Here is a 26,861-nt window from a genome sequence, read left to right as displayed (position 1 = left end):
CCTAGAGCCAGCTGGCGATCTGCTCCAGCGGCTTCTTCCTGAGCGCATGCGCCGGAACCGTCGCATCGGGTGCCGGGTGGCCGACAGCGACGATCATCAGCGGCTTCTCGTGCTCCGGCCGGCCGCAGAGCTCGCGCAAGAAGCCCATGGGCGAGGGCGTGTGGGTCAGGGTGGCGAGGCCCGCGGCGTGCAGGGTCGTCAGCAACATCCCGCAGGCAATCCCGACGCTTTCGTTGACGTAGTAGTTCTGCGTCTTGCCGTCCTCGTCGATCCCGCCCTTGCGCTGTGCGAAGACGACGATCAGCCATGGGGCGGTTTCGAGAAAGGGTTTGTCAGCATCGGTGCCGAGCGGGCCCAAAGCTTCGAGCCAATCCTGTCCTGCCTTGGCCTTGCCGCCGTCCTCGCCATAAAACCGGCGCTCTTCCGCTTCCGCGGCCTCACGCAGCGCGCGTTTCTTGTTGGACGAGGAAATCACCGCGAAATGCCAGGGCTGGTGGTTGGCCCCGCTGGGCGCGCTTCCGGCGGCAAGAATGGCCTGCTCGATGATCTCGCGCGGCACAGGCGCATGGCTGAAGTAGCGGCAGGTGCGCCTGCTCGCCAACGACTCGCGAATTGCCCTCGCTGCTGCCATTCGCTCCTCTTCGGGCATGGGTGGGAGCGAGTAGGGCAATCTGTCGTGGTCCTTCATGCCGAAGCTATCGCACTTTTTGGCAGGCTTACGAAAGTCCTCCGTCCACCGGACTATTGACATCGATGTAAGTTAGTCGCAAATTTTTCGCTTAGAGGAGTAGGCCCATGTCGTTGCTCGAGCGTCCGCTTGTCCATCCCGATCGCAAGGTAACCGGCTTCCGTCCGTTCAAGGCACTGAAGCATTTCGGCAAGCTGGTGCAGGACAAGGAAGACACCGAGCAGGTGTTCCATATCATCGACGCACTCAAGTCGAAGAAGAGCCTCCGCCAGATGGAACAGTTCCTCGCCACCGACGAGGCCCGTGCCCTGTTGGAACGCAACGAGGAACTCCCCGCATTGCTTGATGACCATGCCCGCTGGATGTCCTGCGCACCCAATTCGCTGGCGCGTCGCTATGTCGAATTCATGGAGCGCGAGCAGTTGACCGCCAAGGGACTGGTCGAGGAGAGCTATCGCTTCAAGCCGAAGGAGGAGCGTCACGCCGACCTCTACGAATGGTATATCGAGCGGCTGCGCGACACGCATGACCTGTTCCACGTCCTGACCGGCTACAGCCGCGACGGGCTGGGCGAGCTGTGCCTGCTCGGCTTCAGCTACGAACAGAACCATTCACCCGGCGTGCTGTTCATCACACTGATGGGCGCGCGCCAGACCAAGAAGGAAAGCGGGCTGTCGGAACCCGTGGATGCAGCGATCCGCGAAGGGCGCAGGCTGGGCCGGGAGGCTAAAAAGCTGGCCCATGCCGACCTGCTGTCGATGCTCCCGGAGGATATCGACGAGGTCCGCCGCAAGCTCAACATCGGCACGCCGCACGCCTATTACCGCTGCTTCGAGATGTTCCGGCAGATCAACCCGCAATACGGCACGCTGGAGGAACGGTTGGCCCAGGCCGCCTAAGGCCGCGCGTCGAGGATAGCCGTCGCGCTGCGGTGCAGGCTGGCGGCCATGTCCTGTGGGCTGGCGGCAATCCGTCCCGAGACCCATGCGCCGAGCGCGGCGATGACAGTCCCGCCGACTAGGATACCGGCGAGACGCGTGTCCTGCTCCCACTCCAATCGCTGAGAGACAGCGCGTGCCAGCTCCGCCTCGGCCCGCTCGCCGCGCGGCCCGGTCAGGAATTCACGGGCCATCGGGCGGTTCCCATTGATATGCCCGACCAGCCATGCGAGCCATTGGAATGTCTGCAATCCGGTCAGGCAATCGGCGATTTGGCCCAGCAGCCCGGCGAGGCTCTCGTTGAGCAAGGCCTCGACCCCGTCGAAATGATCGTAGAAGGTCGAACGTGACACGCCCGCCTCGGCGATGATCTTCGCCACCGGTGGTCGGGGCGCATCGCCTTCCAGCATCAGGCGGTTGAACACTTCGAGCAAATGCCGCCGCGTTGCCTCGCGACCGGACTTTTGCCCCTGATTGTTCATTGTTGCCCGATCACTTTCGCGCTCTTGCTGCCCGAGACAACAGGCCGGAGTGGAAGTAACTTGGAAGACAATCAGGCGATCCGCAAGCATGCGGGATGGGCACTGGTCGGCTGCGGAATGCTCGCCGGGCTGGCGCTGGCGCATCACCCCATCGGCAGCGGGCAGGGGATTATGACTCCGCTGGTGCATGGCAGCCTCCAAGCCATCCTCCTGATCGAACTGGCTCTGTTCTTTCTGATCGCCCGGATGCTGGGTGGCGCACTGACAGCGACAATCGGGGCTGCTTTTCTCGGCGGCGGCGTACTTGCCGGCATCCTCGCTGGGACAATCAACGGTTTTGTGGTGCCAGCGCTTGGCGGATATGGCGAAAACGAAATTGGCGGCGACGTGCGAGCCTTGGCATGGGAAACCAACCAGGCGCTGGCCCGCCTCTGCGTAATCGCGACGGGTGTCGGCTATACGTTATGGTCGGTGCTGTTCTGGCACAAGGATGCCAAGCCGCTGGCGGCATTCGGCGTCCTCACCGGCCTGGTCCCCGCTGCACTGCTGGTTGCCGGAGTGATCGACATGCGATTTCATGGCGCGCTGTTTGCCTATATCGGGCAGTCACTGTGGATGGTGGCGTTGGGATGGCATCTCTCACGGCCGGTTCCGCAAGACTAACGCTGTTCCTTGCGGATCACGAGCTTGAGGCCGGACCAGGTCTCGTCGATGGCGCAGACCTTGGTATCGACCAAGCCCAAGGGCAGACACAGCTCGCGGATCGTGTCTTCGGTGATGTCGGTCTCGACCTTGGCGGTCTTCTTGGGCCAGCTGACCCAGATCTGGCCGTCCTTGGCGATCTGGTGGCGCAGGCTTGCGAGCAGTACGCCCAGTTCTGCGCGGCGCGTGGTGAAGACATGCGCCGCATCGATCCCCTCTGCGGGATCGGCGACAAAGGTCAGCTCCAGCGCATATTCGTCGATCTCGTCCTGCACATGTTCGGGCATGGCGTGGAACCAGCACCGCTGCCCGTCGCGCAGGCTCAGCTTCTTGGCCAGCGGCGTGCCGGAGTAGCCCGAGGCCACCGCGTCAGGCTTCCATCCAGTCGCGAAAGAAGCGGATATGGGCTTCGCGCAGATCGGCGATGCTGACCGAGCCGCTACCGATCTTCACCGCATCGCCGCCGGTCACGCCGATCTTCTCGAACGGCACTTCGGCGCGGTCGAGATCGCCTTCGTTGCGATAAGTGACGAGATAGCGCGCCTGGCTCTCGTTGAAGGCGAAGGTGCTGGTCATCGCGTCCACTTTCGCACCGACCCCGCTCGCCAGCGCCATTTCCGCCAGCGCCACCGCAAGCCCGCCATCGCTGATGTCGTGGACGGCGGTGACCTTGCCTTCGGCGATCAGCTTGCGGATGATCTCGCCGTTAAGCCGTTCGTCGCGCAGATCGACCTGCGGCGGGTCGCCCGCCTCCAGCCCATGGATCTCGCGCAGCCACAGCGACTGGCCGATTTCAGGATAGTGCGGGCCGATCGCCGCAATGAATTCGCCTTCGGCCCTGAAGCCCATGGTCATCATCTTGGCGTAGTCTTCGATGATGCCGACCCCCCCGATGGCCGGGGTGGGCAAGATCGCCGAGCCGCCGCCGGTAGCCTTGCTCTCGTTGTAGAGGCTGACATTGCCGCTCACGATCGGGAAGTCGAGCGCGCGGCAGGCATCGCCCATGCCCTCCAGCGCATGGACCAGCTGGCTCATGATTTCGGGCCGCTGCGGGTTGGCGAAGTTGAGGCAGTTGGTCACCGCCAGCGGCTTCGCGCCCACGGCGCAGAGGTTGCGAAAAGCTTCGGCAATGGCCTGCTTCCCGCCCTCGTAGGGGTCGGCAAAGACATAGCGCGGGGTGCAATCGGTGGTGATCGCCAGTGCCTTTTTCGTGCCGTGGACGCGGACCACACCGGCATCGCCGCCGGTCTGGAGCGTGTCGGCCCCGACCTGGCTGTCATACTGCTCCGAAATCCACCGGCGCGAGGCGAGGGCGGGGGTGCCCATAAGCTTGAGCAGGTCGGCGCAAATGTCGGTGCTTTCGGGCACATCGCCCAATGGCGCTACCTCAGCCCAGGTCTTGTATTCTTCCTTGGAGAGGTAGGGCCGGTCATACAACGGGGCGTCAGCCGCAAGCGGGCCGAGCGGGATGTCGCACACCACTTCGCCGTCGAACTCGAGAACCATGTGGCTTGTGTCGGTGACTTCGCCGATGACCGCGAAATCGAGCTCCCACTTCCTGAAGATCGCCTCGGCCATGGCTTCCTTGCCGGGCTTCAGCACCATGAGCATCCGCTCCTGGCTCTCGCTCAGCATCATTTCATAAGGCGTCATGCCTTCTTCGCGGCAAGGCACCTTGTTCATGTCGAGCCGGATTCCGGCCTTGCCGTTGGTCGCCATTTCGACCGAGGAGCTGGTCAGGCCCGCCGCGCCCATGTCCTGGATCGCGACGATCGCGTCGGTCGCCATCAGTTCGAGGCAGGCCTCGATCAGCAGCTTCTCGGTGAAGGGATCGCCCACCTGCACGGTCGGCCGTTTGGCCTCGGCATCCTCGCCGAAATCCGCGCTTGCCATGGTCGCGCCGTGGATCCCGTCACGCCCGGTCTTGCTGCCGACATAGACGATCGGATTGCCCACGCCAGTGGCGGCAGAATAGAAGATCCTGTCAGCATCGGCGACACCGACGGTCATCGCATTGACGAGGATATTGCCGTCATAGGCGGGGTGGAAATTGGTCTCGCCCGCGACCGTCGGCACCCCGACGCAATTGCCATAGCCGCCGATGCCCGCGACCACGCCCTTGACCAGGTGCTGCATCTTGGGATGCTCGGGCCGGCCGAAGCGCAGGGCGTTGGCGTTGGCCACCGGGCGCGCGCCCATGGTGAAGACATCGCGCAGGATGCCGCCGACGCCGGTCGCCGCGCCCTGATAGGGCTCGATATAGCTCGGGTGGTTGTGGCTCTCCATCTTGAAGATGGCAGCTTGCCCGTCACCAATATCGATCACGCCGGCATTTTCGCCTGGGCCGCAGATCACCCACGGTGCCTCGGTCGGCAGTTTCTTCAGGTGCAAGCGCGAGCTCTTGTAGCTGCAATGCTCCGACCACATGACCGAAAAGATACCGAGCTCGACCAGGTTCGGTTCCCGCCCTAGTGCGTGCAGCACGCGCTCGTATTCCTCGGGGCTCAAACCGTGCTGTTCGACGATTTCGGGCGTGATCGATTCGGTGGTGCTGGGCATGGCAGCGCCCCTAGCGAAGCGCGCCTGCAATCGCTAGCCCGCACGGGGGCTTTACACAGCGCGTTTGTGACGCCGGGTCGAACCGACCCAGACCGCGATCAGCGTGGGCAGGCCGAAGCCGAAGAACCCAAGGAGCGGCATGGCAATCGTCCACTCTTCCGGCTCGGGCGCGAACCAATTGAACGTCTGCAGCGCCAGCAGCACACCCAGCAGGATCAACGGCGGGCCGACAGGCCCCTTGGTATTGCGCAAATAGAGCCAGAAGCAGAGCCCGATCAGCCCCAGTTCCAGCGGCATTGCGACCATGGGATAGTTCCACAAGCCGAGACCAAGTGTTGGCGGTGAACCTGCCAGCGTAAGATCGGGCCGATGGACCAGCAGGTCGAGCAGCCAGTGCGATAGCACCACCGTGCCGCCGATGAGCGCGGCCGCGAGGTCACGGCGCCAAAGAACCAGGATCGCCGCGAAGGCCAGCGCCCAGACCGCACTGCCCAACAGGCTGTGCGTGTAAGGCATGTGGTAAAGGTCCATCGAATTCATCGCGGTCGCGCCGGGTTGGATACGCATCTTCTCGATCCCGACGATGGTCAGGGCAAAAAAGCCCCAGTCGACCAGCTGGCCGGCGACAAACAATGTTCCCAGTTTCGGCGCACGGGGCGAGACAGCTGCTGCAAGCAGGGCCGGGGCCCAGTGACCGATGAACATCAGGCAAATCTTCCAACTGCCCAGGTCGCCGCTGTCGCCGCAACACAGGTGGCGAACGCCCCCCAGAAGATATCGGTCACAGTGACATAGGTCGGCCAGGTCTTCATGATAACCTGATTGGTAAGGTCGAATGTCGCGTAACACAACGCCCCGAGCAGTGCGCCGTTGAGTGCCGCCGCACCCAGGCCACCATCCAACCCGGGGCGAACCGCGAACCACACAATGCCCGCGACGTACATCAGGTAGAACGGCACGGCTGCACCCATGCGAAACTGGTCGGCAAGAATATCGCCCAGCGCCGGGCGATAGAAATTCTCGCCGGCCCAATTGAGCCAGATGGCGTCGAGAATGCCGAACACGACGGCGGTGGCGATATAGGCGATGACCCAGGTCATAATCTCTCCCCTGTTGATGCGCGTGACTTGACCAGCGGCGGGGGCGGGGCCAATGCTGCGCGGCATGGAAGAGGCACCAACCACCGACACGGCGAAAATTTCCGAATTGAGTTTCGAGGACGCATTGCGCGCCTTGGAGCAGGTTGTACGCCAGTTGGAAAGCGGCGATGTCGCGCTCGACCAGTCGATTGCGTTGTACGAGCGCGGCGAGGCGCTCCGCCGGCATTGCCAGGCTCGGCTCGATGCGGCGCAGGCCCGGATCGAGGCCATCGTGCAGGATGCCCGCGGTCAGGCCATCGGCACCCGCCCGTTCGATTCCGATGGCTGAGATGCAGGTGGTCGATAATGACGCGGCCAAGCTGGCAGATGCCCTCGATCGCATTGCGCGCGATGTCGATGCCGTGTTTGACGCACTCCTGCCCGTACCGGCCGACACCCGGGCCAGGCTGGTCGAGGCGATGCGCTATGCCGCGATGGACGGCGGCAAGCGGGTGCGCCCCTTGTTGCTGGTGTCTGTCGCGGAAATGCTCGGTGTCGGGCGTGACCGGGCGCTGCGGGCGGCCTGCGCGGTCGAATCGATCCATGTCTATTCGCTGATCCATGACGATCTGCCGTGCATGGACGATGATGACCTGCGGCGCGGCAGGCCGACTACGCACAAGGCGTTCGATGAAGCGACTGCGGTGCTGGCGGGCGATTCTCTGCACGCGCTGGCGTTCGAAATCCTCACTGACGAGGAGACCACGACCGATCCCTTTACCCAGGCAGAACTGGTCCGCTGCCTTGCTACCGCCAGCGGGATGGACGGCATGGCGGGCGGTCAGATGATGGACATGGCGGCAGAGAGCGCCGACTATGACCTGCGCACCATTACCCGGTTGCAACAGCTCAAGACCGGCGCGCTGCTGGCGGCCTCGGTCGAGATGGGTGCAATCATGGGCAAGCTGCCGCCCGAAGGCCGTGCACCGTTGCGCGCTTATGCCCGCGATATCGGCCTCGCTTTCCAGATCGCCGACGACCTGCTCGATGCCGAGGGCGACGAGGAAAAGGCGGGCAAGGCGCTGCGCAAGGATGACGAGCAGGGCAAGCAGACGTTCGTGACCCTGATGGGCATCGACGGTGCACGCAATCAGGCACGTGCGCTGGTCGAACAAGCCGTCGGCCACCTCGCGCCCTATGGCGAGGATGCGGTGGTTCTGCGCGCGCTGGCACGATATATTGTGGAGAGGGACCACTGATGAGTACTCGTATCGGAGTCTATCCCGGCACCTTCGACCCGATCACACGGGGTCATCGCGACATTATCCGGCGCGGGGCCAAGCTGGTCGACAAGCTGATCATCGGGGTCACCACCAACCCGTCGAAGAACCCCATGTTCTCCACCGATGAGCGGATGAAGATGGTGACCGACGAGCTGGCCGATATGGGTCTCGACAACACCGAGGTGGTCGGGTTCGATGCGCTGCTGATGAAGTTCGCCAAGGCGCAGAGGGCGAGCGTGATCGTGCGCGGCCTGCGGGCCGTGGCCGATTTCGAATACGAATACCAGATGGCCGGGATGAACCAGCAACTCGATCACAGCATCGAGACGGTGTTCCTGATGGCCGATGTCTCGTTGCAGCCGATTGCGTCCAAGCTGGTCAAGGAAATCGCCCTCTATGGCGGCGATATCGCACCATTTGTCAGCCCGGCGGTCAGGACACTGGTCGAGGCGAGGGTGGGGGAAATCGGCCGCCGTGGTGACTACTGAGCCGCCAGGGCCGATTTACCGCTCCTATTCATTGCAGCGACAGAGCCACAGCGGTAATGGGCCGCGCAAAGCATTTTCGATTTTTCCGGGACAGCCATGATCAAACGCCTGATTGCCGCCGCCGCTCTTGCCACCCTTGCCGTGGCCCCCACCGCCGCGCAGGACGCCGGGGCACCCACCGAAGCTGCCGCCGAGGTGAAGCCTGCCCCGCGCTCGCCGCTGTCCTACGCCAAGGTCAATTACAACCTCAACGAAGATCGCGAGAATATCTGGCTGCTCGACCTGTCGAATGGCCAGCGCGTGGCGATCCGCCTGATGCCCGACTGGGCGCCCGAGCATGTCCAGCGGATCAAGACGCTGACCCGGCAGGGCTTCTATGACGGGATCGTCTTCCACCGCGTGATCGAAGGCTTCATGGCCCAGTCGGGCGATCCGACCGGAACGGGACAGGGCGGCTCGACCTATCCCGACCTCAAGGCCGAGTTCAATCCGATGCCGCATGTCCGCGGCACCGTGTCGATGGCCCGTGCGCAGAGCGAGGACAGCGCCAACAGCCAATTCTTCATCGTGTTCTATCCGCGCTTCAACCTCGACAAGAACTACACCAACTTCGGCCGCGTGATTTCCAACATGGCCGCAGTGGATGCGATCACCCGGGGTGAGCCGCCGGCCAATCCGACCCGGATCGTCCAAGCTTCGCTGGCGTCGGACAACAAGCCCGTCCCGCCGCCGCAGCCGGTGTTCAGCGAGCCGCTCGTCAGCATCGACGGCAGCGGACAGTAACATCTGCGTATTCGCAGGTGACGCTGCAGGCGCGTCCGGCTAACGGCCGCGCATGAAAGTTGACCTGTTCGATTTCGAGCTGCCGCAGGAACTGATCGCACTGCGCCCCGCCAGCCCGCGCGATTCCGCACGGATGCTGGTGGCAGGGGCTGCCGGAGCCATTGTCGATCGCAGCGTCATCGACCTGCCACAGTGCCTGCGTGCAGGCGATGTGCTGGTGTTCAACGACACCAAGGTCATCCCCGCCCAGCTTACCGGGATCCGCGGGGAAGCAACAATCGGCGCGACGCTGCACAAGCGGATCGACCTGCGCCGCTGGCAGGCTTTCATTCGCAATGCCAAGCGGTTGAAGCCAGGCGACCGGGTCGACTTCGGTCATGATGTCACCGCTATCGCCGAAGAGCGGTTGCGGGACGGCAGCTTCGTGTTGCTGTTCGAGGGTGAGGAACCGGTCGAGGTGCTACTCCAGCGCGCGGGCACCATGCCCTTGCCACCGTATATCGCCGGCAAGCGTCCGACCGACGAGCGCGACCATGAGGACTACCAGACCGTGTTTGCGCGGGAAGAGGGCGCGGTTGCCGCGCCGACAGCTGCGCTCCACTTCACCCCGCGCCTCGTCGACGCGCTGGATGCGGCAGGGGTCGGGCGCGAGACGCTTACCTTGCATGTCGGGGCCGGGACGTTCCTGCCGGTCAAGGCGGAGGATACCGAAGACCACCAGATGCACTCCGAATGGGGCCGCATCGAGCCTGACGTGGCGCACCGCCTCAATTCCGCCCGGGCGGCGGGTGGCCGAGTGATTGCCGTGGGCACCACCAGCCTGCGCTTGCTGGAAAGCGCCACCGGAGAGGACGGGATCATCCGGCCATTCGCCGGTGACACCGACATCTTCATCACGCCCGGCTATCGCTTCCGCGCCGTGGACGGGCTGATGACCAATTTCCACTTGCCGAAATCGACACTCATCATGCTGGTCAGCGCGCTGATGGGGCGCGAGCGGGTGATGGAAATCTATGCCCACGCCATTGCGCGAGAGTATCGTTTCTACTCCTATGGGGATTCTTCGCTGCTAATTCCGGGCGGAGCGCTTACGTAGCAAATCGCAACTGAACAGGTGGACACACATGGACGACGCGATCCTCGAGATCGAAGGGCTGACCAAGACCTATCCCGGCGGTCTCAAGGCGCTCGATACTGTGGACCTCAGTATCCGCAGGGGCGAGATCTTCGCGCTCCTCGGCCCCAATGGCGCGGGCAAGACCACCTTGATCGGTGCGGTCTGCGGGCTGGTGCGCCCCAGCAGCGGCACTATTCGCGCCTTCGGGCTCGACCTCGCGACGGACTGGCGCAAGGCGCGGAGCCGCATCGGGCTGGTCCCGCAGGAGATGGCGACCGACATGTTCGAAACCGTCTGGCATGCGGTCAACTATTCGCGCGGCCTGTTCGGCGTCGCGCCCGACAAGGCCAGGATCGAGCAGATCCTTCGCTCGCTCAGCCTGTGGGACAAGAAGGACGAACAGATCCGTGCCCTGTCGGGCGGAATGAAGCGGCGCGTCCTGATTGCGAAGGCGCTGGCGCACGAACCGGACCTGCTGTTCCTCGACGAGCCGACCGCAGGGGTCGATGTCGAACTGCGCAAAGGCATGTGGCAGATCATCGACGAGATGCGCAGCCGCGGCGTGACGATCATCCTCACCACCCATTACATCGAGGAAGCCGAACTGATGGCCGATCGGGTCGGGATCATCAACCGGGGCAGGCTGCTGATGGTCGATGACAAGGCGGCCATGATGGGCCGGCTCGGGCGGACGGAGGCGCATATCGCCCTGGCCGCGCCTCTTGCTGGGTTGCCACCGGAGGTTGCCCGATATCCGGTCGAGATCGCGCGCGAGGGCAGGGAACTGGTCTATCGCGGCGGCGACGGCACCGGGCAGGGCAAGGCCGAGGTAGCCCAGCTGGCCAAGGCGCTCGTCATGGCCGGCATCGAGTTCACCGGCATCGAGACGCGGGAGAGCAGTCTCGAGGATATTTTTGTCTCGCTGCTTGGTGAAGAGGAGGTCGTGGCATGATAAATCTCCGCTCAACCTGGTCGATCTACAAGCGCGAGCTCTACCGCTTCCTTCGCACCGCGTTCCAGTCAGTGCTGGCCCCGGTGCTGACCACCTCGCTCTATTTCATCGTCTTTGGCGCGGCCATTGGCGGGCGAATGCCGGACCTTGGCGGGGTGGATTATGCCGCCTTTATCATCCCCGGCCTGCTGATGCTGACCCTTTTGGGCGAGACGACCAGCAATTCGAGCTTCGGGATCTACATGCCCAAGTTCACGGGCACGATCTACGAACTGCTTTCTGCACCTGTCGGCGTCGCGGAGACACTGATCGGCTTCGTTGGGGCAGCCGCAACCAAGAGCTTGATCCTGGCGGCGATTATCCTCGTGACCGCCCGGCTGTTCGTCGATTACTCGATCGCGCACCCGCTGCTGGCAATCGGCTACGTCATGCTCGTCGCCGCAGCGTTCAGCCTGTTCGGATTCATCCTCGGCGTCTGGGCCGACAATTTCGAGAAGCTCGGCATTGTCCCGCTGCTGTTCCTGACCCCGCTGACCTTCCTTGGCGGAACCTTCTACTCGATCGAGATGCTGCCCAAGCCGTGGGATACGCTCGCGCTGTTTAACCCGATCGTCTATCTGGTAAGCGGGCTGCGCTGGACCTTCTACGGAACGTCCGATGTCGATATCCGCCTTTCGTTTGCAATCACGCTCGGCTTCCTGGCGGTCTGCGTCGGCATCATCGCGTGGATCTTCAAGACAGGGTGGCGCTTGCGCAACTGACGCGCTACGCCCCTTCAAGATGATGGCGCGCTTCCCCCTCGGCCCGGTCCTCCTCGTCTCCTTGCTGGTGCTGGCGACCCCGGCACGGGCGGAGCTGCCGCCCGGAGCCCAGGCCATCATCGACGCAGCGATCGCCACAGGTGACGATGCCAAGGTCAAGACCGCGCTTGAACTGGCCAGAACGGCGTTTCCCGCCAGCGCAGAACAGATCGACGCCATCTCCGCGCAATGGGGAACCGCGCTGGCCGGGCGCAAAGCGGCTGAAGCGGCGGAGAAGGAAAAAACCATCCGCGCGGCTGGCGTGTTCGACCTTTGGACCGGGCGCGTCGAGCTGGGCGGGTTCCAGTCCAGCGGCAACACCGACAGCGTCGGCATTTCGGCTTCCGCTGGCATCAAGCGACAGGGGATCGAGTGGAGCCATGCGCTGCGCACGCGGGTGGACTTCCAGCGCCAGAACAGCACGACCAGTCGCCAGCAGGTGCTCGTCGCTTACGAGCCGCGCTGGCAATTCGGGGAAGATGTCTTTGCCTATGGTCTCGCCCAGTTCGAGCATGACCGCCTGCAGCGTATTGCCGCTCGGTACCAGGTCTCGGGTGGTATCGGCTACCGGATCATCAACGAGGACAATGCCAAGCTGTCGGTCAAGGCAGGCCCGGCCTATCGGGTCAGCGACTACCTCAACGGCCCGACGGAGAGCCGGCTTGGCGGGCTGTTCGGCATGGAGTTCGAGTGGTTGCCGCTGGAGCGCGTCAAGCTGACCCAGTCGGCCAGCGCCGTTGCCGAGACCGGCGGGCAGGCAACGGTGTTCATCGACGCAGCCAATACCAGCATCGACCTTTCCACCGGGCTGGAATTCAAGATCAGCGACAGGCTGGTGTCGCGCTTCGCCTATGACGTCGAATACGACAGCCACCCGCAGGCGGGCGCCGTCGCGACGGATACCATGGCCCGGACCTCCCTGATCTACAGTTTCTGAAGCAGGATCAGGCCGAAAATGCCGTTGATCGAGCGCCGTGAGCGTTTGATCCGATTGTCTTTTTGCTGACAGCGCCGTTCATTTGACGGAAACTTGCGAGTCCCCATATCGACGCCGCCCGCAACAGGGCAGTCAACAATAGGAAAAGTAATGAAGACCAAGATTCTTGCAGCATCGGCAGCCCTCACTGCCTCGCTCGCATTCGCTACCCCGGCTTTCGCGCAGGACGAAACCGCTTCGGTTGGCGCTGAACCTTATGTCGGTGCCACCATCGGCTATCACGACATCGGCGTTGGCATCGATGGTGACGATGGCATGATCTACGGTGCCGTGGCCGGTGTCGACTTTCCGGTTGGCGATACCTTCTTCGTTGGCGGTGAAGCCAACTACAATCTCGGCGACGGTGTCATCGACAACGAATACGGCATCGCCGCGCGCATCGGCGCGAAGGTCGGCGGCGGTACCAAGCTCTACGTCAAGGGCGGGTACCAGGAAGTCGATTTCGATCTCGCGACCATCCTCGGCGGCAACCCGCCTCCGGGTGTTGACGACAGCGACGGCGACTACATCGTCGGCGTCGGCGCCGACATCGGTCTCGGCAGTGCCCCGGTGAGCCTGCGCCTCAATGCCGATACCATCGGCTTCGACTCGACCCGCCTGACGGCCGGCGTCCTGTTCAACTTCTGATAGCACCAGCTTTCGGAGATACCCGGCGGGGTCGGTCCTTGGGACCGGCCCCCTTTTTCTTGTGCCGCAGGGCGAGCATCGCTAGGCGGCGCAGCGCATGAGCACCCGCTTCTCCTTCACCATCCACGCCACCGACGGCCAGGCCCGCACCGGCACCATCGCCATGCAACGGGGCGAGATCAGCACGCCGGCCTTCATGCCCGTCGGCACTGCCGCCACCGTCAAGGCGATGAAGCCCGAGAGCGTGCGGGCAACCGGGGCCGACATCATCCTCGGTAACACCTACCACCTGATGCTGCGTCCGGGGGCTGAGCGGGTGGCGAAGCTGGGCGGGCTGCACCGCTTCATGAACTGGCACCGCCCGATCCTGACCGACAGCGGCGGCTACCAGGTGATGAGCCTTTCCGAATTGCGCAAGCTAACCGAGGAAGGCGTCGAGTTTCGCAGCCATCTCGACGGGTCGAAGCACATGCTCACGCCCGAGCGCAGCATGGAGATCCAGCGCCTGCTCGGTAGCGATATCGTCATGGCGTTCGACGAATGCCCGCGCGCCGACCAGCCCCGCGATGTGATCGGCGCGAGCATGGAAATGTCGATGCGCTGGGCCAGGCGCAGCCGGGACGGGTTCGACCGCGGCGAGGATCATGCCGCCCGCTCCGCCCTGTTCGGCATCCAGCAGGGTGCGCTGGACGAGGAACTGCGCCGGATCAGCGCCCAGAAGCTGACCGAGATCGGCTTCGACGGCTATGCCATCGGCGGGCTGGCCGTGGGCGAGGGGCAGGAGGCGATGTTCGCCACGCTCGACTTTGCACCCGGCCAGTTGCCCGCAGACCGGCCGCGCTACCTGATGGGTGTGGGCAAGCCGGACGACCTCGTCGGCGCGGTCGAGCGCGGGGTCGACATGTTCGATTGCGTCCTGCCAAGCCGCTCGGGCCGCAACGGGCAGGCCTTCACGTGGCACGGCCCGCTCAACCTGCGCAACGCCCGTTTCGCAGAGGACCAGGGCCCGCTCGACGAGCGCTGCCAGTGCCCGACCTGCGCCAGCTACAGCCGCGCCTATCTGCACCATCTGGTCAAGTCGCAGGAAATCCTCGGCGCGATGCTGATGACCGAGCACAATATCGGCTTCTATCAGCAATTGATGGCGGCGATGCGTGATGCGATAACCGAGCAAAGTTTTGCAGCCTTTGCGGCGGATTTCCGGCGGGATTATCTGGCGGGCGATCAGGATCGATGAGTCACCTGGTCGAAGGCCTCTCCTTCGGCTGGCGCACGGCGGTGTTGCTGGTGCCCTTTGTCCAGCTTCTGCTGATCTCTGCGGCGCTGCTGCGCGTGCTGGAGAACCGGCGGGCCAACCGTACGCTGGCCTTGCTGCTGGTGGTGCTGGCGGGGATCATCACGCCGTGGATGATCGGTTTCGCCGGATTCTATGACCGCTGGCAGTGGCTGAGCTTCGTGCCGGTGTCGATCACGCTCGCAGTCGCGCCGCTGTTCTGGCTCTATGTCCATGCGCTGGTGCGCGGGCATTGGCCCTGGCGGGGCGGGTGGCACCTTGTCCCGGCGTTGCTGCAGTTCAGCTACCTCGCCATATGCTTTGTCGCGCTGCAACAGCCGTTCAAGAACGAATGGCTGGGTCGCCAGTCGGAGATCTATGGAGTCATCACCGGGATCGGCGTGATGGCCGGACTTCTTACCTACGGCCTGCGGTCACGCGCGCTGATTGCCCGTTACCGCCAGCAATTGCCCGAACAGGTCAGCGACGAGCACCGCTATGCCGCCCGCTGGCTCAGCCAGGCCATGGCGGCCTTGTTCGTCCTCCTGGCGGTGTGGACGCTCTACGGCGCATGGGATCTGGTCACGCCGCTCGGCTACCGGGGGCTGATGGGGCTCTATGCCGCCATTGCGACCATCGCGCTGTTCCTCGGCATCCAGGGCCTGCGCCACGCCGACCGGCATTTCCCGATGGAGGAGCCGCAGCCGGCCGAATTGCCGCTGCGCGACTGGCGGGCACTGGGCGGGCAATGGGCTGTAGCGACACGCCACAACGGCTGGCACGCCGATCCCGAGCTTAGCCTGGCGCTGCTGGCGCGGCGGCTCGGCACCAACACCGCCTATCTCTCGCGCGCGCTCAATGACGGGCTGGGCCTCAACTTCGCCACCTTCGTCAACCGCCTGCGGTGCGAAGATGTGGCCGCTGCGATTGGTGCGGGCCGGGCGGACGACCTGCTCGATCTCGCGCTGGAGGCCGGGTTCAGCTCGAAAGCCAGCTTCAACCGCGCCTTCCTCGCCTGCTACGGGGCAACACCGTCGGAATACCGCAGGGCGCACGTCTCAAAAGCGGAATAAGCGAACAATTTCAGCTTTTGCAGCGCAGGCGCATGCGGTTGCTGGCAGGCATTCTCCCCGAAGGAGACTGACATGCTGAGCAGAAGGCAGTTCATTGGCGGGGCAGGACGATTGGTGGCAGGCGGGGCGGCCCTGGCGGCCACCCCCGGCGCGCTGGCCGCGGCGATCGAAGGCAGCGCCGTGCCGGACGACATGGCGATCATTCGCGGCGCGCTGGCGCTGCATCCGGGGCTCTATCGCTACAACACGCCAGCGGAGATCGAGGACAGGCTGGCCTGCCTTGAAGTCGCCCTCGGCCGCGGCGAAAGCCGGGCCGAAAGCTTCGTCACCTTGCAGCGTTTCCTCTCGACGGTGCGCTGCGGGCATACCCAGTGCAATTTCTACAACCAGTCGGACGCCATCGTCTCCGAACTGTTCGATCGTCCCACACGTCTGCCGTTTGCCTTTGCCTGGCTGGGCGATGACATGGTGGTGACGCAGGACCTGAGCGGTACGGGCCAGCTGATGCCGGGTACGCAGATCCTGTCGCTCAACGGGCTTCCCGCATCGGATGTGCTCAACCGCCTGCTGCCGCTGACCCGGGCCGACGGGGACAATGACGCCAAACGGCGGGTGCAGCTGGAGATGCGCAACACCGATCGGCTCGACTATTTCGATATCTATCAGGGCCTGCTGCTGCCTCCAGAAGGGGAGAGCCACCGGATCACCGGGCGACGTCCCGACGGGACCGAATTCGCCGCCGAGCTGCCGGTGTGGACCTTCGCGCAAAGGCAGGCGGGACTGCTCACCGCATCCGACAGTTCAGGCCCGGGGCCGTTCTGGACATGGGAAATGCGCGACGATGTGGCGCTGCTGACGATGCCGACCTGGGTGATGTACAACACCAAATGGGACTGGCAGGGCTGGCTCGACGATCGGCTCGCCAGCCTCTCCGGTGCGCGCGGGCTGGTGATCGATCTGCGCGATAATGAGGGCGGCAACGAATGCGGCAACGCCATTCTATCGCGCCTGACCGACCGGGACTTGCAGTTTCCTGGCTTTCGCCAGCTGGTCCGCTACCGCCGGACGCCGGAATGGCTCGATCCCTATCTCGACACCTGGGACCGGAGTTTCCGCACGATCGGCGAAGGTGGCGTTGAAGTAGAGGGCGGCTTCTACGGCATGGCGGAGGAAACCGAGCCGACCGACTTCATACCGGCACAGACCCCGCGCATCACGGTGCCGGTGGCGGCACTCATTTCACCGGTGTGCAGTTCCGCCACCTTTTCCTTTGCCCGCCGGGCCAAGGAGTCGGGCCTGGTACGGCTGTTCGGCGAAACCTCCGGCGGGAACCTCCGCGGGATCAATGGCGGAGCCTACTTCTTTGTCCGGCTACCCGGAACGGGCATCGAGTTCGACGTGCCACTGATCGGCTATTATCCCAAGGGGCCGCGCCCCGATGCCGGGGTGGACCCCGACGTGTTCGTCCCGCGAACCGCCGTCGACATCTCCGTCGGAACCGACCGCTCCCTTGATACAGCCATGACGTGGGTCAGGGCCGCCTGAAGGAACGAAAAAGGGCGGCCCCGCAGGACCGCCCCTTTTTCGTCATTCCAGCGAAAGCTGGGATCGCTTGCCGATTTTGGACAAGCCCGAAAGCGGCCCCAGCTTTCGCTGGGGCGACGCTATCCTTAACGCGAATAGAATTCGACGACCAGGTTCGGTTCCATGGTGACCGGGTAGGGCACTTCGTCGAGCTTCGGCACGCGGGTGAAGGTTACCTTGTCGTTGCCGTCGGGGGCGACGTAGTCCGGAATGTCACGCTCGGGCAGGCTCTGGGCTTCGATCACCAGCGCCATTTCCTTGGCCTTGGCGCCCAGGCTGACGACGTCGCCGACCTTGACCCGGGCCGAGGCGATGTTGGTCTTCACGCCGTTGAGGTAGATGTGGCCGTGGCTCACGATCTGGCGGGCGGCGAAGATGGTCGGCGCGAACTTGGCGCGATAAACGACCATGTCCAGACGCTGCTCGAGCAGGCCGATCAGGTTCTGGCCGGTGTCGCCCTTCATGCGCGACGCTTCCTGGTAGGTGCGCTTGAACTGCTTCTCGGTAACGTCGCCGTAGTAACCCTTGAGCTTCTGCTTGGCGCGCAGCTGCAGGCCGAAGTCGCTCATCTTGCCCTTGCGGCGCTGGCCGTGCTGGCCCGGGCCGTAGGAACGCTTGTTGACCGGCGAATTCGGGCGACCCCAGATGTTTTCGCCCATCCGGCGGTCGAGTTTGTACTTGGCGCTCTTGCGCTTCGACATAAGTCGTATCCTTCGATTTGCTAGGCAGCCACTGTGACGGCCCTTGAACCCGGTACGCACCATCAATCGCTAGGACTGATGCGGCCACCGCTTCACCGGGGTGCGGGGCCAATCGGACGCGTGCGGAACACGCGGTGCCGAAGTGAAGCGCGCCCTCTAGCGTCTGAGGCGTGCAAGTCAAGGCGGGAATGGTCCCGCTTGCCCCTCGACAAAGCCGCCCGGTGTCGCCACAGGGCGCGGCATGACCGAGACCAAGCTTGCCGAAGCCAAACACCCCGAAGATTGCCAGACCATGCTGGACGTGCGCGCGGGCGTCGACGCGACTGACCGCGCATTGATCGAACTGCTCGACCGGCGCTTCGGCTACATGCGGGCGGCCGCCCGGATCAAAACCGACCGCAATGCGGTGCGTGACGAAGCTCGCAAGGCCCAGGTGATCGAAGCCGCAAGGGCAGACGCCGCCAATCGCGACCTTCCGGCTGAAGAAATCGCGGCGATCTGGAACAGCCTTGTCGAGGCGTCGATTGCCTACGAACTGGTCGAGTGGGATCGGATCAGGAGCGACGCCTGATCCGGGGCACAGCTATTCGCCCTGGTTCTGCTGTTTCCACTGCTCGGCAGTAAGGCAAACCTTGTCCTTGCGGCGACTGCTGGCATCCTTGCGGATGTAGCGGCAGATCTTCTCCGCGGCCTGCGCGGGTTCAGCCGTTTGTGCCGGCGTTTCAGCGGATTTTTCGGCAGGCACTTCGGCAGGCTCGAAGGCAACAAGCAAGAGGGCGACCACAGTCGAAAGCATCGAATCGTTCCTGTATGAATCGGGGGTAGCGGGGAGGCTATTGAGGATCGTCGCTGCTGTCGAGAGGTTCCTTGCCCTTGTTGCGTTCGGCCCAGTCTTCCCGCTGGAGCGACGACAGGACGCCGCGTAACGTTCTGATCTCAAGGTGATTCCAGCCCGGCTTGGTCAAGACATTGCGCAAGGTCAGGCGTGTTGCAGCGGCACGGGAAGCCGGCAGGAAATAACCTTTCGGCTCGAGCATTTCCTCAAGGTGTCCCACCAGCCCATCGAGGTCAGCCTGCGGCGCGGGGGGCAGCAGTTCCTCCTGCGTCGGCTGCACGAGATCGGCATTCTTCGACCACTCGTAAGCACACAGAATTACAGCTTGGGCAAGGTTCAGCGAACCGAAATCGGGATCGATCGGAACGGTTAAGATTGCGCGGGCGAGGGCGACATCCTCGGTTTCGAGGCCGGACCGTTCCGGGCCGAACAGGATGGCCGAGCGCCCCAGCTCGTTATGGATCGCCCGGGCGGCTTCTTCGGGTGTCACGACCGGTTTGGTCACCCCCCGCTTCCGCACCGTTGTGGCATAGATGTTGGCGCAATCGGCAACCGCCTCCGCAACGGTGGCATAGACCTGCGCCTGCTCCAGGACATCGTCAGCGCCCGCGGCAGCAGGTCCTGCCGAAGGATTGGGCCAGCCATCGCGCGGCGCGACAAGACGGAGTTCGGCGAGGCCGAAATTGCGCATGGCACGCGCGGCCTTGCCGATGTTCTCACCCAGTTGCGGGCGGACGAGAACCATGATGGGCTTTGCCGCCATGTCAGTCGCGCGCTTGTCCGTTCTGGGCGGCGTCCTGCACCGTGCTGGCGAATTCCTCGAAATCCCTCGCCTCGCTGAAATCGCGATAGACGCTGGCGAAGCGAATATAGGCAACGCTGTCGATCAGGCGCAGGCCATCCATCACCAGTTCGCCGATCCGGGCCGAGGGAATCTCGCTTTCGCCGGTGGTCTCCACCTGCCGCTGGATCCCGCTGACAAGCTGGTCGATCTGCTCCTGCGTCACGCCGCGCTTGCGGCAGGCAAGGGCGACCGATTGCTCGATTTTGGAGCGATCGAATGCCTCACGATGGTCGCCCGATTTGACAACCGTCACGTCCCGCAACTGCACGCGTTCGAACGTGGTAAAACGCGCACCGCAGCTGGAACACTGGCGCCGACGGCGGATCGCGGCGTTGTCTTCCGCCGGCCGCGAATCCTTTACCTGGCTATCGTCATGCGCACAGAAGGGACAGCGCATCTACGGCCTTATGCGCTTGTAGAGCATGATACCTGCGCCAGCGATCCCGCCGAAAATGGGCCCGACGACGGGCAGGACCCAGCCTGCAACAGCGCCGATGGCCGCACCGGTGAGAACCGGCTTTGTCGAGGGGTGGTGCATCCCTTCCTTCAGCATCCCCTGAAGTTCGGTCTTCGCATCGGGCAGCAATTCGTGGTCCTGGTGACGTGGAGCATCGCCCCGACCGTTTTTGGGATCTTCGGGTTCATCATAAGGCATGGGCAGTCTCCTTAGTCCTGAGGGTAGACAGGGAACTGGGAGCATAGCTCGCTGACGCGGCGGCGGACAGATTCCTCGACCTGCGCATCCCCCTCGGGTCCATTCTTCGACAAACCGTCAACCACCTCCGCTATAAGTACACCGACCTTGCGGAACTCGGCCGGGCCGAAACCGCGGGTGGTGCCGGCAGGTGTGCCGAGGCGGATGCCGCTGGTCACAAAGGGACTGCGGGTGTCGTAGGGAATGCCGTTCTTGTTGCAGGTCAGCCAGGCGCGATCGAGGCCCTTTTCGGCATCCTTGCCGGTCACGTCCTTGGCGGTGAGATCGACCAGCATCGAGTGGTTGTCGGTGCCGCCGGAAACGATCCGCAGGCCGTTTTCCTCGAGGCTCGCCGCCAGCGCACGGGCGTTCTCGACCACGGCGCGGGCATAGGCCTTGAACTCGGGCCGGAGAGCTTCGCGGAAGGCCACTGCCTTGGCCGCGACGATATGCATCAACGGGCCGCCCTGCAGTCCGGGGAACACCGCCATGTTGAGCGGCTTGGTCAATTCCTCGTCGTTCCACAGAATGACGCCGGAGCGCGGACCGCGCAGGCTCTTGTGGGTCGTGGTGGTCACGACATGGGCATGGGGGAAGGGCGAGGGATGGGCACCGCCTGCCACCAGCCCCGAGATGTGGCTCATGTCGACCATCAGGTATGCACCCACCGCATCGGCAACCTTGCGGAACGCCTCCCAGTCCCACACACGCGAATAGGCGGTGCCGCCGGCAATGATCAGCCTGGGCTTGTGCTCCTGCGCAATCTTCATGACCTCGTCCATGTCGATGCGCTCGTCTTCCTTGCGCACGCCATAGGGGACCGGATTGAACCACTTGCCGCTCATGTTGACCGGCGAACCATGGGTCAGGTGACCGCCCGAGTTGAGGTCGAGACCCATGAAGGTGTCGCCCGGGTTGAGCAGGGCGAGGAACACCGCCTGGTTCATCTGCGAACCGCTGTTGGGCTGCACATTGGCAAAGTTGCAGCCGAACAATTCCTTGGCGCGCTCGATCGCCAGCGTTTCGACGATATCGGCATACTCGCAGCCGCCGTAGTAACGCTTGCCCGGATAGCCCTCGGCATATTTGTTGGTGAAGACGCTGCCGGCGGCTTCGAGCACGGCCTTGCTGGCGATGTTCTCGCTCGCGATCAGTTCGATCTTGTCCTGCTGCCGCTTCAGTTCCTTGGCAACCGCACCGGCTATTTCCGGATCGGCGGTGGCGAGGTCGTCATGCCAGAAACGGTGCATGATATCGGCGTTTGTCTGTTCGGCGGTGCTCATCAGTCAGACCTCGGGGTTGGAAAGCTTGTCGACGCGGCGCTGGTGACGACCACCGGCGAATTCGGTTTCGAGGAAGGCGGTAACGCAGGCCTTGGCCATATCGCTGCCGGTCAGCCGCGCGCCCATGGCCATTACGTTGGCGTCATTATGTTCGCGGCTGAGAGCGGCGGAGAGCGGCTCGGAGACCAGCGCGCAGCGGACGGCAGGGTTGCGGTTGACCGAGATCGAGATGCCGATCCCGCTCCCGCACAGGGCGATACCGCGTTCGGCGGTGCCATCGGCAACCACGCTGGCGAGCTTGTAGCCATAGTCGGGATAGTCGACGCTGTCGGCGGTATCCGGCCCGAGGTCGGCTACCTCGTGACCCAGTTCGATCAACCATTCGCGCAACTCGGCCTTGAGGGCGAGGGCGGCATGGTCGGAGGCGATGGCGATACGCATGGCGGCCCCATAGGCGAGGGCGGCGATTCTCTCCACCCCTGCGGCGCAGCTTTTCGACGGGCACGGGATAGCTGATATTGACACAAGCGGGCCGCTGGGGTCCTCTGCCGAGTAACGGGCCGAACACAGGCCCGAGGGCAGGGGAGAGGTTCGCATGGCAAGCCTAGGGGGCAAGAACTGGCTATGGTTGGCAGGCGCATTGGTAGTGGCGCTGTTGCTGGCAATCGTGGGAACGACACCGCCGCAGGAACATGCAACCCCGAGCGGCAATCCGGCCGAGCCTGAATCCAATCGCGCCTATGGCCATATCCGGCAAATCGCCAAGCAACCGCACCCGACCGGCAGCGCCGCCAACGCCGAAGTGCGCGCCTATCTCGTCGGCGAGCTCGAGAGGATGGGGCTGACGGTCGAAACGAGCACCGGGACCATCGACCGGCGAGCGCAGGACAAGCTCGATCACTGGGACGGCGAAAAATCCGCCGCGCTGACCGAATTCGTCAATATCATCGGCGTGCTGCCGGGTACGGTCCGCAGCCTTCCGGCGGTGGCCCTGATGGCGCATTACGACAGCGTCTGGGGCTCGCCCGGTGCGGCCGACGATGCGACGGGCGTGGCGGTGATCCTCGAGGCCGTGCGCGCCATTGCCGCTTCCGGCCCGCAGCGCCGCGACATCGTGGTGATCCTCACCGATGCCGAGGAACTGGGCCTCAACGGGGCGCGCGATTTCTACGCCAATCACCCGCTGGCGGCCAGGATCGGCGCGATCGTCAATGTCGAGGCGCGGGGCGGCGGGGGCATTTCCAGCATGTTCCAGACCTCGCCCGGCAATGCCGAAGTGGCGCGGCTCTATGCCCGCGAGGTCAGCCATCCGGCGGCAACCTCGCTGTCGGCCTTCATCTATTCGGTCTTGCCCAACGACACCGATCTTTCGCCCGCGCTCGAGCGGGGAGGCTATGCGGCCTGGAACATCGCCTTCATCGGCCGTTCCGGGCTCTATCACTCGCCGCTGTCGATCCCGGAGAATGTGGATCGGGGATCTATCTACCAGATGCTCAGCCAGACCCACGAGCTGGCGGCTGCTCTCGCTGAAGCAAGATCCTTGCCGGCGCAAAGCCACGACGCGGTGTTCTTCGATGTCTTCGGCCAGTTCGTACTGGTCTATGCCCCGGCCTGGGGCTGGGTGATGCTCGCACTGGGGGCGATCGGTTACGGCATCGCCTGGGGGCGAAGAAGGGAACGGGCCGGCAGCATTGCCGGCGGTGCAGCGCGGATGGCGGGCCTGCTGATCGGCGGCGGGATTCTGCTGTACCTGCTCAACCTGCTGTCGGGTGCGGGCACCGGCGCGGGCTATTATGACCGGCTGGCGGCCATTCCCAAGCTGACCGGCATGGTCCTGCTGGCCCTGACCGGGGTCGCCATCGTGGCTTTCGGCGCACGGCGCGGGGGCTTCGCGACACGGGTGGGGGCGGTACTGCCGCTCGCTGCAATAGCCATCGCCTTGCAGGCCTATGCCCCGCCGGCGGCGTTCTTCATCGTTATTCCCCTGATGCTGGCCGGCCTCGTCGAGATGGTGCGCAGCTTCCGCAAGCCCCTGCTGTCACGCGCCAGCGCGGCCTTGGTGGCTGCTGTCATGACCGGCTTCCTGCTTACGCTTGGCTTCTTCGCCATGCAGGGAGTGGGGCCGAGCATGCCATGGGTGACCGCGATCCTAATGGCGCTGGCGATGCTGACGTGGCTGCCACTGTGGCAGGCGGTGCCGAAGTGGCGGATCGTGGCGGGAACGCTGCTACTGGCAGCGAGCGGGATGGCGCTGTTTATCCGCTTCGATCCAGTGCCGCCGACTGTCGCGGTCTACTCCCCGCTCAAACCCGGCTGACGCCTAGCCAAGTTGTTTTGCGACCCATTTCCAGAGCTTCTTCGCTTCCTTCGCCGCCTTGCCCTCGGCATCGATCTCCGAAGCGACCTCGCCTTTGGCCGAGGATTTATGGAAATCGGCGCGTTCACCGAAGGTTACGGGGCATACTTCAAGGCCAAGCGCCTTGGCCGCCTTGGTTGCCTCTTCGACCTGGCGCGTTGCACCCCCCGGAACAGCGTTTAGCACCACATAGGCAGGGGTATTCGCGAAACCGAGCATCTCTGCGACACCTTCCAGAGCATGGAGATCGAAGGCGCGCGGACGTGAGGGGATCAGCACCAGGTCCGCCGCCTTGATCGCCTCGCGCATGGCTGCCTCGGCATGGGGCGGGGTGTCGATCACCACCACTTCGATATCGTCCTGCTTGCGCGCGCGCTCGATTGTCTTGGCGAGCCGGGCTGGCGGGCTGGTCACGACGATCGGGAGGAAATCACCCCGCCAGTCGCCCCAAGCGGCTGCGGTTGCTTGCGGGTCGGTATCGACGATGCATGCCGGTCGCCTGGCCTGAGTCGCGCTGGCGGCAAGATGCAGGGCGAGGGTGGTCTTGCCGGACCCGCCCTTCTGGCTGACGATGGCGATAACGGACATGGTAGACATTCCCCCTTTGGGTGGGCTGACTTCTTACCTCTCCGTGGAGACGCTGTGCCAGCCCTTCCCGGGATTGTCTACTGGTCGAGGAAACTCCGCATCTTGCGGCTGCGGCTCGGGTGCTTGAGCTTTCTCAGCGCCTTCGCCTCGATCTGGCGGATGCGTTCGCGGGTGACCGAGAACTGCTGGCCGACTTCCTCAAGCGTGTGATCGGTGTTCATGCCGATGCCGAAGCGCATACGCAGCACGCGTTCCTCGCGCGGGGTGAGCGAGGCCAGCACGCGGGTGACGGTTTCCTTGAGGTTAGCCTGGATCGCGGCGTCCACGGGAATGATCGCGTTCTTGTCCTCGATGAAATCGCCGAGATGGCTGTCTTCCTCGTCGCCGATCGGCGTTTCAAGGCTGATCGGCTCCTTGGCGATCTTCATCACCTTGCGGACCTTTTCGAGCGGCATCGACAGGCGCTCGGCCATTTCCTCGGGCGTCGGCTCGCGGCCCTGCTCGTGGAGGAACTGGCGGCTGGTGCGCACGAGCTTGTTGATCGTCTCGATCATGTGCACCGGGATGCGGATGGTGCGCGCCTGGTCGGCGATCGAGCGGGTGATCGCCTGGCGGATCCACCAGGTGGCATAGGTCGAGAACTTGTAGCCGCGGCGGTATTCGAACTTGTCGACCGCCTTCATCAGCCCGATGTTGCCTTCCTGAATGAGATCAAGGAATTGCAGCCCGCGGTTGGTGTATTTCTTGGCGATGGAAATCACCAGGCGCAGGTTCGCCTCGACCATTTCCTTCTTGGCGATGCGCGCCTCGCGTTCGCCCTTCTGCACCATGTTGACGATGCGGCGGAATTCCGGAAGCGACATGCCGGTCTGGCTGGCGATGTCGGCGATTTCCACGCGGATGCGCTCGATGGCGTCGGCTTCCTTCTCGGCGAAGGCGGCCCACTTCTTGTCCTTGGCGGCGCGTTCCTTGAAGAAATCCTCGTCGAGCTCGTTGCCGATATAGCTGCTGAGGAAGTCGGCCCGCTTGACCTTGTGCCTTTCCGCAAGACGGAGCATCTGGCCGCCGAGCGCGGTCAGGCGACGGTTGAAGGCATAGAGGTTGTCGACCAGGAATTCGATCTTGGTCGCATGGAACTGGACGCTTTCGACCTCGGCAGTGAGGTCTTCGCGCAGCTGTTCGTACTTCTTTTCCTTGGCCGGCGGGAAAGCGTTGCCTGCGCCCAGCGTCTCGACACGCTCGGCCTGCAGCTTCTCGAACTTCTTGAACAGATCGGCGATGCGGGCGAAGCGTTCGAGAGCGTCGGGTTTCAGCGCAGCTTCCATCTGCGCGAGCGACATGGTGTTGTCTTCCTCGTCGTCTTCCTCGCGGCGCTTGCGCTCACCACCTTCGCCGTCTTCGTCCTCGTCAGCGTCGACGTCTTCCTCGTCCTCGACTTCATCGTCGTCGCGGATCGTGGGGCCGGCGGTTTCCTCGGAGATTTCGCCGTCGTCATCGTCCTCGGCGCCTTCTTCCATCTTGTCGACGGGCGGCTCCTTGGACAGCATGGCGTCGAGATCGAGGATCTCGCGCAGCTGCATTTCCTCGTTGTTGAGCGCTTCCGACCACTGGATGATGGCGTGGAAGGTGATCGGGCTTTCGCAGAGCCCGATGATCATGGTGTCGCGGCCGGCCTCGATCCGCTTGGCAATGGCGATTTCGCCTTCGCGGCTCAGCAGCTCCACCGCGCCCATTTCGCGCAGGTACATGCGGACCGGGTCATCGGTACGGTCGCCCGTCGCGGTCTTCTTGGCGGCGGTGGCCTTCTTGGTTTCCTTCTTCGGACTATCGTCGTCGTCGTCATCGTCATCGCTGTCGGCAGCGGCGATTTCCTCGACGTCGTTGTCGTCCTGGTCGGCTTCCTCGGCGTCCTCGTCGGTTTCGACGATCTGCACGCCCATTTCACTGATCGCGGTCTGGATATCCTCGATCTGGTCGGGGCTCATCTCGCCCGAGGGCAGGGCCTCGTTGAGTTCGTCATAGGTGATGTAACCGCGGCGCTTGGCCTTCGCGATCAGCTTCTTGATCGAGGCCTCGTTGAGGTCGATCAGCGGTGCATCATCGGTTTGAGAATTAGCTTCGGACGCCATAATTTC

Annotated in this window: 31 protein-coding genes; 16 read left to right on the top strand and 15 right to left on the bottom strand. The window is 63.9% G+C overall.

Going from position 1 to position 26,861, the window contains the following annotated elements; translation table 11 throughout:
- Window position 1 precedes the first annotated feature (1 nt).
- The gene (locus LY632_RS09240) at window positions 2-688 is read right to left on the bottom strand and encodes a nitroreductase family protein (RefSeq protein ID WP_234090854.1); all 687 of its coding nucleotides are present in this window, start codon (window positions 686-688) and stop codon (window positions 2-4) included.
- A gap of 107 nt (window positions 689-795) precedes the next feature.
- On the opposite strand from LY632_RS09240, the gene LY632_RS09235 reads away from it, so the two are divergent.
- Window positions 796-1,587, top strand: coding sequence for a Coq4 family protein (locus LY632_RS09235; protein ID WP_234090853.1), 792 nt, complete (start codon window positions 796-798; stop codon window positions 1,585-1,587).
- Here LY632_RS09235 and LY632_RS09230 read toward each other — a convergent pair.
- A complete protein-coding gene (locus LY632_RS09230) occupies window positions 1,584-2,108 on the bottom strand; it encodes a TetR/AcrR family transcriptional regulator (protein ID WP_234090852.1) in 525 nt (174 codons plus the stop codon). The genes LY632_RS09235 and LY632_RS09230 overlap by 4 nt on opposite strands.
- A 60-nt stretch (window positions 2,109-2,168) precedes the next feature.
- On the opposite strand from LY632_RS09230, the gene LY632_RS09225 reads away from it, so the two are divergent.
- The gene (locus tag LY632_RS09225) at window positions 2,169-2,771 is read left to right on the top strand and encodes a hypothetical protein (protein WP_234090851.1); all 603 of its coding nucleotides are present in this window, start codon (window positions 2,169-2,171) and stop codon (window positions 2,769-2,771) included.
- Here LY632_RS09225 and LY632_RS09220 read toward each other — a convergent pair.
- From LY632_RS09220 to LY632_RS09205, 4 genes are read right to left on the bottom strand one after another with little or no spacing between them, the layout of a single operon-like run.
- On the bottom strand, window positions 2,768-3,175 hold the full coding sequence (locus tag LY632_RS09220) for a DUF3052 family protein (RefSeq protein WP_234090850.1): 408 nt from the start codon (window positions 3,173-3,175) through the stop codon (window positions 2,768-2,770). The genes LY632_RS09225 and LY632_RS09220 overlap by 4 nt on opposite strands.
- 4 nt (window positions 3,176-3,179) lie before the next feature.
- Window positions 3,180-5,369 (bottom strand): phosphoribosylformylglycinamidine synthase subunit PurL, encoded by a 2,190-nt coding sequence (purL, locus tag LY632_RS09215; protein WP_234090849.1) that lies wholly within the window; start codon window positions 5,367-5,369, stop codon window positions 3,180-3,182.
- A 51-nt stretch (window positions 5,370-5,420) separates the two neighbouring features.
- Complete coding sequence (locus LY632_RS09210; protein WP_234090848.1) at window positions 5,421-6,074, bottom strand: hypothetical protein; 654 nt, start codon at window positions 6,072-6,074, stop codon at window positions 5,421-5,423.
- Complete coding sequence (locus LY632_RS09205; RefSeq protein ID WP_234090847.1) at window positions 6,074-6,469, bottom strand: DUF2177 family protein; 396 nt, start codon at window positions 6,467-6,469, stop codon at window positions 6,074-6,076. The genes LY632_RS09210 and LY632_RS09205 overlap by 1 nt, the downstream gene beginning before the upstream one ends.
- A gap of 52 nt (window positions 6,470-6,521) precedes the next feature.
- Between LY632_RS09205 and LY632_RS09200 the strand changes: the two genes are divergently transcribed.
- The 12 genes from LY632_RS09200 (at window position 6,522) to LY632_RS09145 (ending at window position 17,386) form a co-directional block, all read left to right on the top strand.
- On the top strand, window positions 6,522-6,797 hold the full coding sequence (locus LY632_RS09200) for an exodeoxyribonuclease VII small subunit (RefSeq protein WP_234090846.1): 276 nt from the start codon (window positions 6,522-6,524) through the stop codon (window positions 6,795-6,797).
- On the top strand, window positions 6,790-7,707 hold the full coding sequence (locus LY632_RS09195) for a polyprenyl synthetase family protein (RefSeq protein ID WP_234090845.1): 918 nt from the start codon (window positions 6,790-6,792) through the stop codon (window positions 7,705-7,707). Before LY632_RS09200 ends, LY632_RS09195 begins: the two co-directional genes overlap by 8 nt.
- A complete protein-coding gene (gene coaD / locus LY632_RS09190; protein WP_234090844.1) occupies window positions 7,707-8,219 on the top strand; it encodes a pantetheine-phosphate adenylyltransferase in 513 nt (170 codons plus the stop codon). Before LY632_RS09195 ends, coaD begins: the two co-directional genes overlap by 1 nt.
- A gap of 96 nt (window positions 8,220-8,315) precedes the next feature.
- Window positions 8,316-9,002, top strand: coding sequence for a peptidylprolyl isomerase (locus tag LY632_RS09185; RefSeq protein WP_234090843.1), 687 nt, complete (start codon window positions 8,316-8,318; stop codon window positions 9,000-9,002).
- A 52-nt stretch (window positions 9,003-9,054) separates the two neighbouring features.
- Window positions 9,055-10,098, top strand: coding sequence for a tRNA preQ1(34) S-adenosylmethionine ribosyltransferase-isomerase QueA (gene queA, locus LY632_RS09180; protein ID WP_234090842.1), 1,044 nt, complete (start codon window positions 9,055-9,057; stop codon window positions 10,096-10,098).
- Window positions 10,099-10,126: 28 nt separating this feature from the next.
- Entirely contained in the window at window positions 10,127-11,071 is a 945-nt protein-coding gene (locus LY632_RS09175) for an ABC transporter ATP-binding protein (RefSeq protein WP_234090841.1), read from the top strand.
- Complete coding sequence (locus LY632_RS09170) at window positions 11,068-11,832, top strand: ABC transporter permease (protein ID WP_234090840.1); 765 nt, start codon at window positions 11,068-11,070, stop codon at window positions 11,830-11,832. The genes LY632_RS09175 and LY632_RS09170 overlap by 4 nt, the downstream gene beginning before the upstream one ends.
- 22 nt (window positions 11,833-11,854) lie before the next feature.
- Entirely contained in the window at window positions 11,855-12,808 is a 954-nt protein-coding gene (locus LY632_RS09165; protein ID WP_234090839.1) for a YdiY family protein, read from the top strand.
- Window positions 12,809-12,958: 150 nt separating this feature from the next.
- On the top strand, window positions 12,959-13,495 hold the full coding sequence (locus LY632_RS09160) for an outer membrane beta-barrel protein (RefSeq protein WP_234090838.1): 537 nt from the start codon (window positions 12,959-12,961) through the stop codon (window positions 13,493-13,495).
- Window positions 13,496-13,592: 97 nt separating this feature from the next.
- Window positions 13,593-14,732: a tRNA guanosine(34) transglycosylase Tgt gene (gene tgt, locus LY632_RS09155; protein WP_234090837.1), complete on the top strand. Its 1,140-nt coding sequence runs from the start codon at window positions 13,593-13,595 to the stop codon at window positions 14,730-14,732.
- The gene (locus tag LY632_RS09150; RefSeq protein WP_234090836.1) at window positions 14,729-15,841 is read left to right on the top strand and encodes a helix-turn-helix domain-containing protein; all 1,113 of its coding nucleotides are present in this window, start codon (window positions 14,729-14,731) and stop codon (window positions 15,839-15,841) included. Before tgt ends, LY632_RS09150 begins: the two co-directional genes overlap by 4 nt.
- Window positions 15,842-15,913: 72 nt before the next feature.
- A complete protein-coding gene (locus LY632_RS09145) occupies window positions 15,914-17,386 on the top strand; it encodes a S41 family peptidase (protein WP_234090835.1) in 1,473 nt (490 codons plus the stop codon).
- Window positions 17,387-17,511: 125 nt separating this feature from the next.
- Here the strand turns inward: LY632_RS09145 and rpsD are convergent, their stop codons facing one another.
- Window positions 17,512-18,126: a 30S ribosomal protein S4 gene (gene rpsD / locus LY632_RS09140; RefSeq protein ID WP_234090834.1), complete on the bottom strand. Its 615-nt coding sequence runs from the start codon at window positions 18,124-18,126 to the stop codon at window positions 17,512-17,514.
- A 241-nt stretch (window positions 18,127-18,367) separates the two neighbouring features.
- Here rpsD and LY632_RS09135 point away from each other — a divergent pair, with 241 nt between their 5' ends.
- A complete protein-coding gene (locus LY632_RS09135; protein ID WP_234090833.1) occupies window positions 18,368-18,697 on the top strand; it encodes a chorismate mutase in 330 nt (109 codons plus the stop codon).
- 12 nt (window positions 18,698-18,709) lie between these two features.
- Here LY632_RS09135 and LY632_RS09130 read toward each other — a convergent pair whose 3' ends face one another.
- The 6 genes from LY632_RS09130 to rpiB are packed head-to-tail and all read right to left on the bottom strand — an operon-like array spanning window position 18,710 to window position 22,223.
- Window positions 18,710-18,922 carry a hypothetical protein gene (locus LY632_RS09130; RefSeq protein WP_234090832.1) on the bottom strand — a complete coding sequence of 71 codons (213 nt, stop codon included), beginning with the start codon at window positions 18,920-18,922 and terminating at the stop codon, window positions 18,710-18,712.
- Between the two features lie 37 nt (window positions 18,923-18,959).
- A complete protein-coding gene (locus LY632_RS09125) occupies window positions 18,960-19,724 on the bottom strand; it encodes an RNA methyltransferase (RefSeq protein ID WP_234090831.1) in 765 nt (254 codons plus the stop codon).
- Window position 19,725: 1 nt separating this feature from the next.
- The gene (gene nrdR, locus LY632_RS09120; protein WP_234090830.1) at window positions 19,726-20,202 is read right to left on the bottom strand and encodes a transcriptional regulator NrdR; all 477 of its coding nucleotides are present in this window, start codon (window positions 20,200-20,202) and stop codon (window positions 19,726-19,728) included.
- Entirely contained in the window at window positions 20,203-20,460 is a 258-nt protein-coding gene (locus LY632_RS09115) for a hypothetical protein (protein WP_234090829.1), read from the bottom strand. It lies immediately after the preceding gene.
- 11 nt (window positions 20,461-20,471) lie between these two features.
- Entirely contained in the window at window positions 20,472-21,782 is a 1,311-nt protein-coding gene (glyA, locus tag LY632_RS09110) for a serine hydroxymethyltransferase (protein ID WP_305040815.1), read from the bottom strand.
- 3 nt (window positions 21,783-21,785) lie between these two features.
- Window positions 21,786-22,223: a ribose 5-phosphate isomerase B gene (rpiB, locus tag LY632_RS09105; RefSeq protein WP_234090828.1), complete on the bottom strand. Its 438-nt coding sequence runs from the start codon at window positions 22,221-22,223 to the stop codon at window positions 21,786-21,788.
- A 154-nt stretch (window positions 22,224-22,377) separates the two neighbouring features.
- On the opposite strand from rpiB, the gene LY632_RS09100 reads away from it, so the two are divergent.
- Entirely contained in the window at window positions 22,378-24,099 is a 1,722-nt protein-coding gene (locus LY632_RS09100; protein ID WP_234090827.1) for a M20/M25/M40 family metallo-hydrolase, read from the top strand.
- 3 nt (window positions 24,100-24,102) lie between these two features.
- On the opposite strand, the gene LY632_RS09095 is transcribed toward LY632_RS09100, so the two are convergent.
- Both LY632_RS09095 and rpoD read right to left on the bottom strand, forming a co-directional pair.
- On the bottom strand, window positions 24,103-24,726 hold the full coding sequence (locus LY632_RS09095) for a ParA family protein (RefSeq protein WP_234090826.1): 624 nt from the start codon (window positions 24,724-24,726) through the stop codon (window positions 24,103-24,105).
- Window positions 24,727-24,803: 77 nt separating this feature from the next.
- Window positions 24,804-26,855 carry an RNA polymerase sigma factor RpoD gene (rpoD, locus tag LY632_RS09090; RefSeq protein WP_234090825.1) on the bottom strand — a complete coding sequence of 684 codons (2,052 nt, stop codon included), beginning with the start codon at window positions 26,853-26,855 and terminating at the stop codon, window positions 24,804-24,806.
- Between the last annotated feature and the right edge of the window lie 6 nt (window positions 26,856-26,861).

The organism is Erythrobacter sp. SDW2 (assembly GCF_021431965.1).
Lineage (GTDB): Bacteria > Pseudomonadota > Alphaproteobacteria > Sphingomonadales > Sphingomonadaceae > Parerythrobacter.
This window is presented reverse-complemented; position numbering and strand designations above follow the sequence as displayed.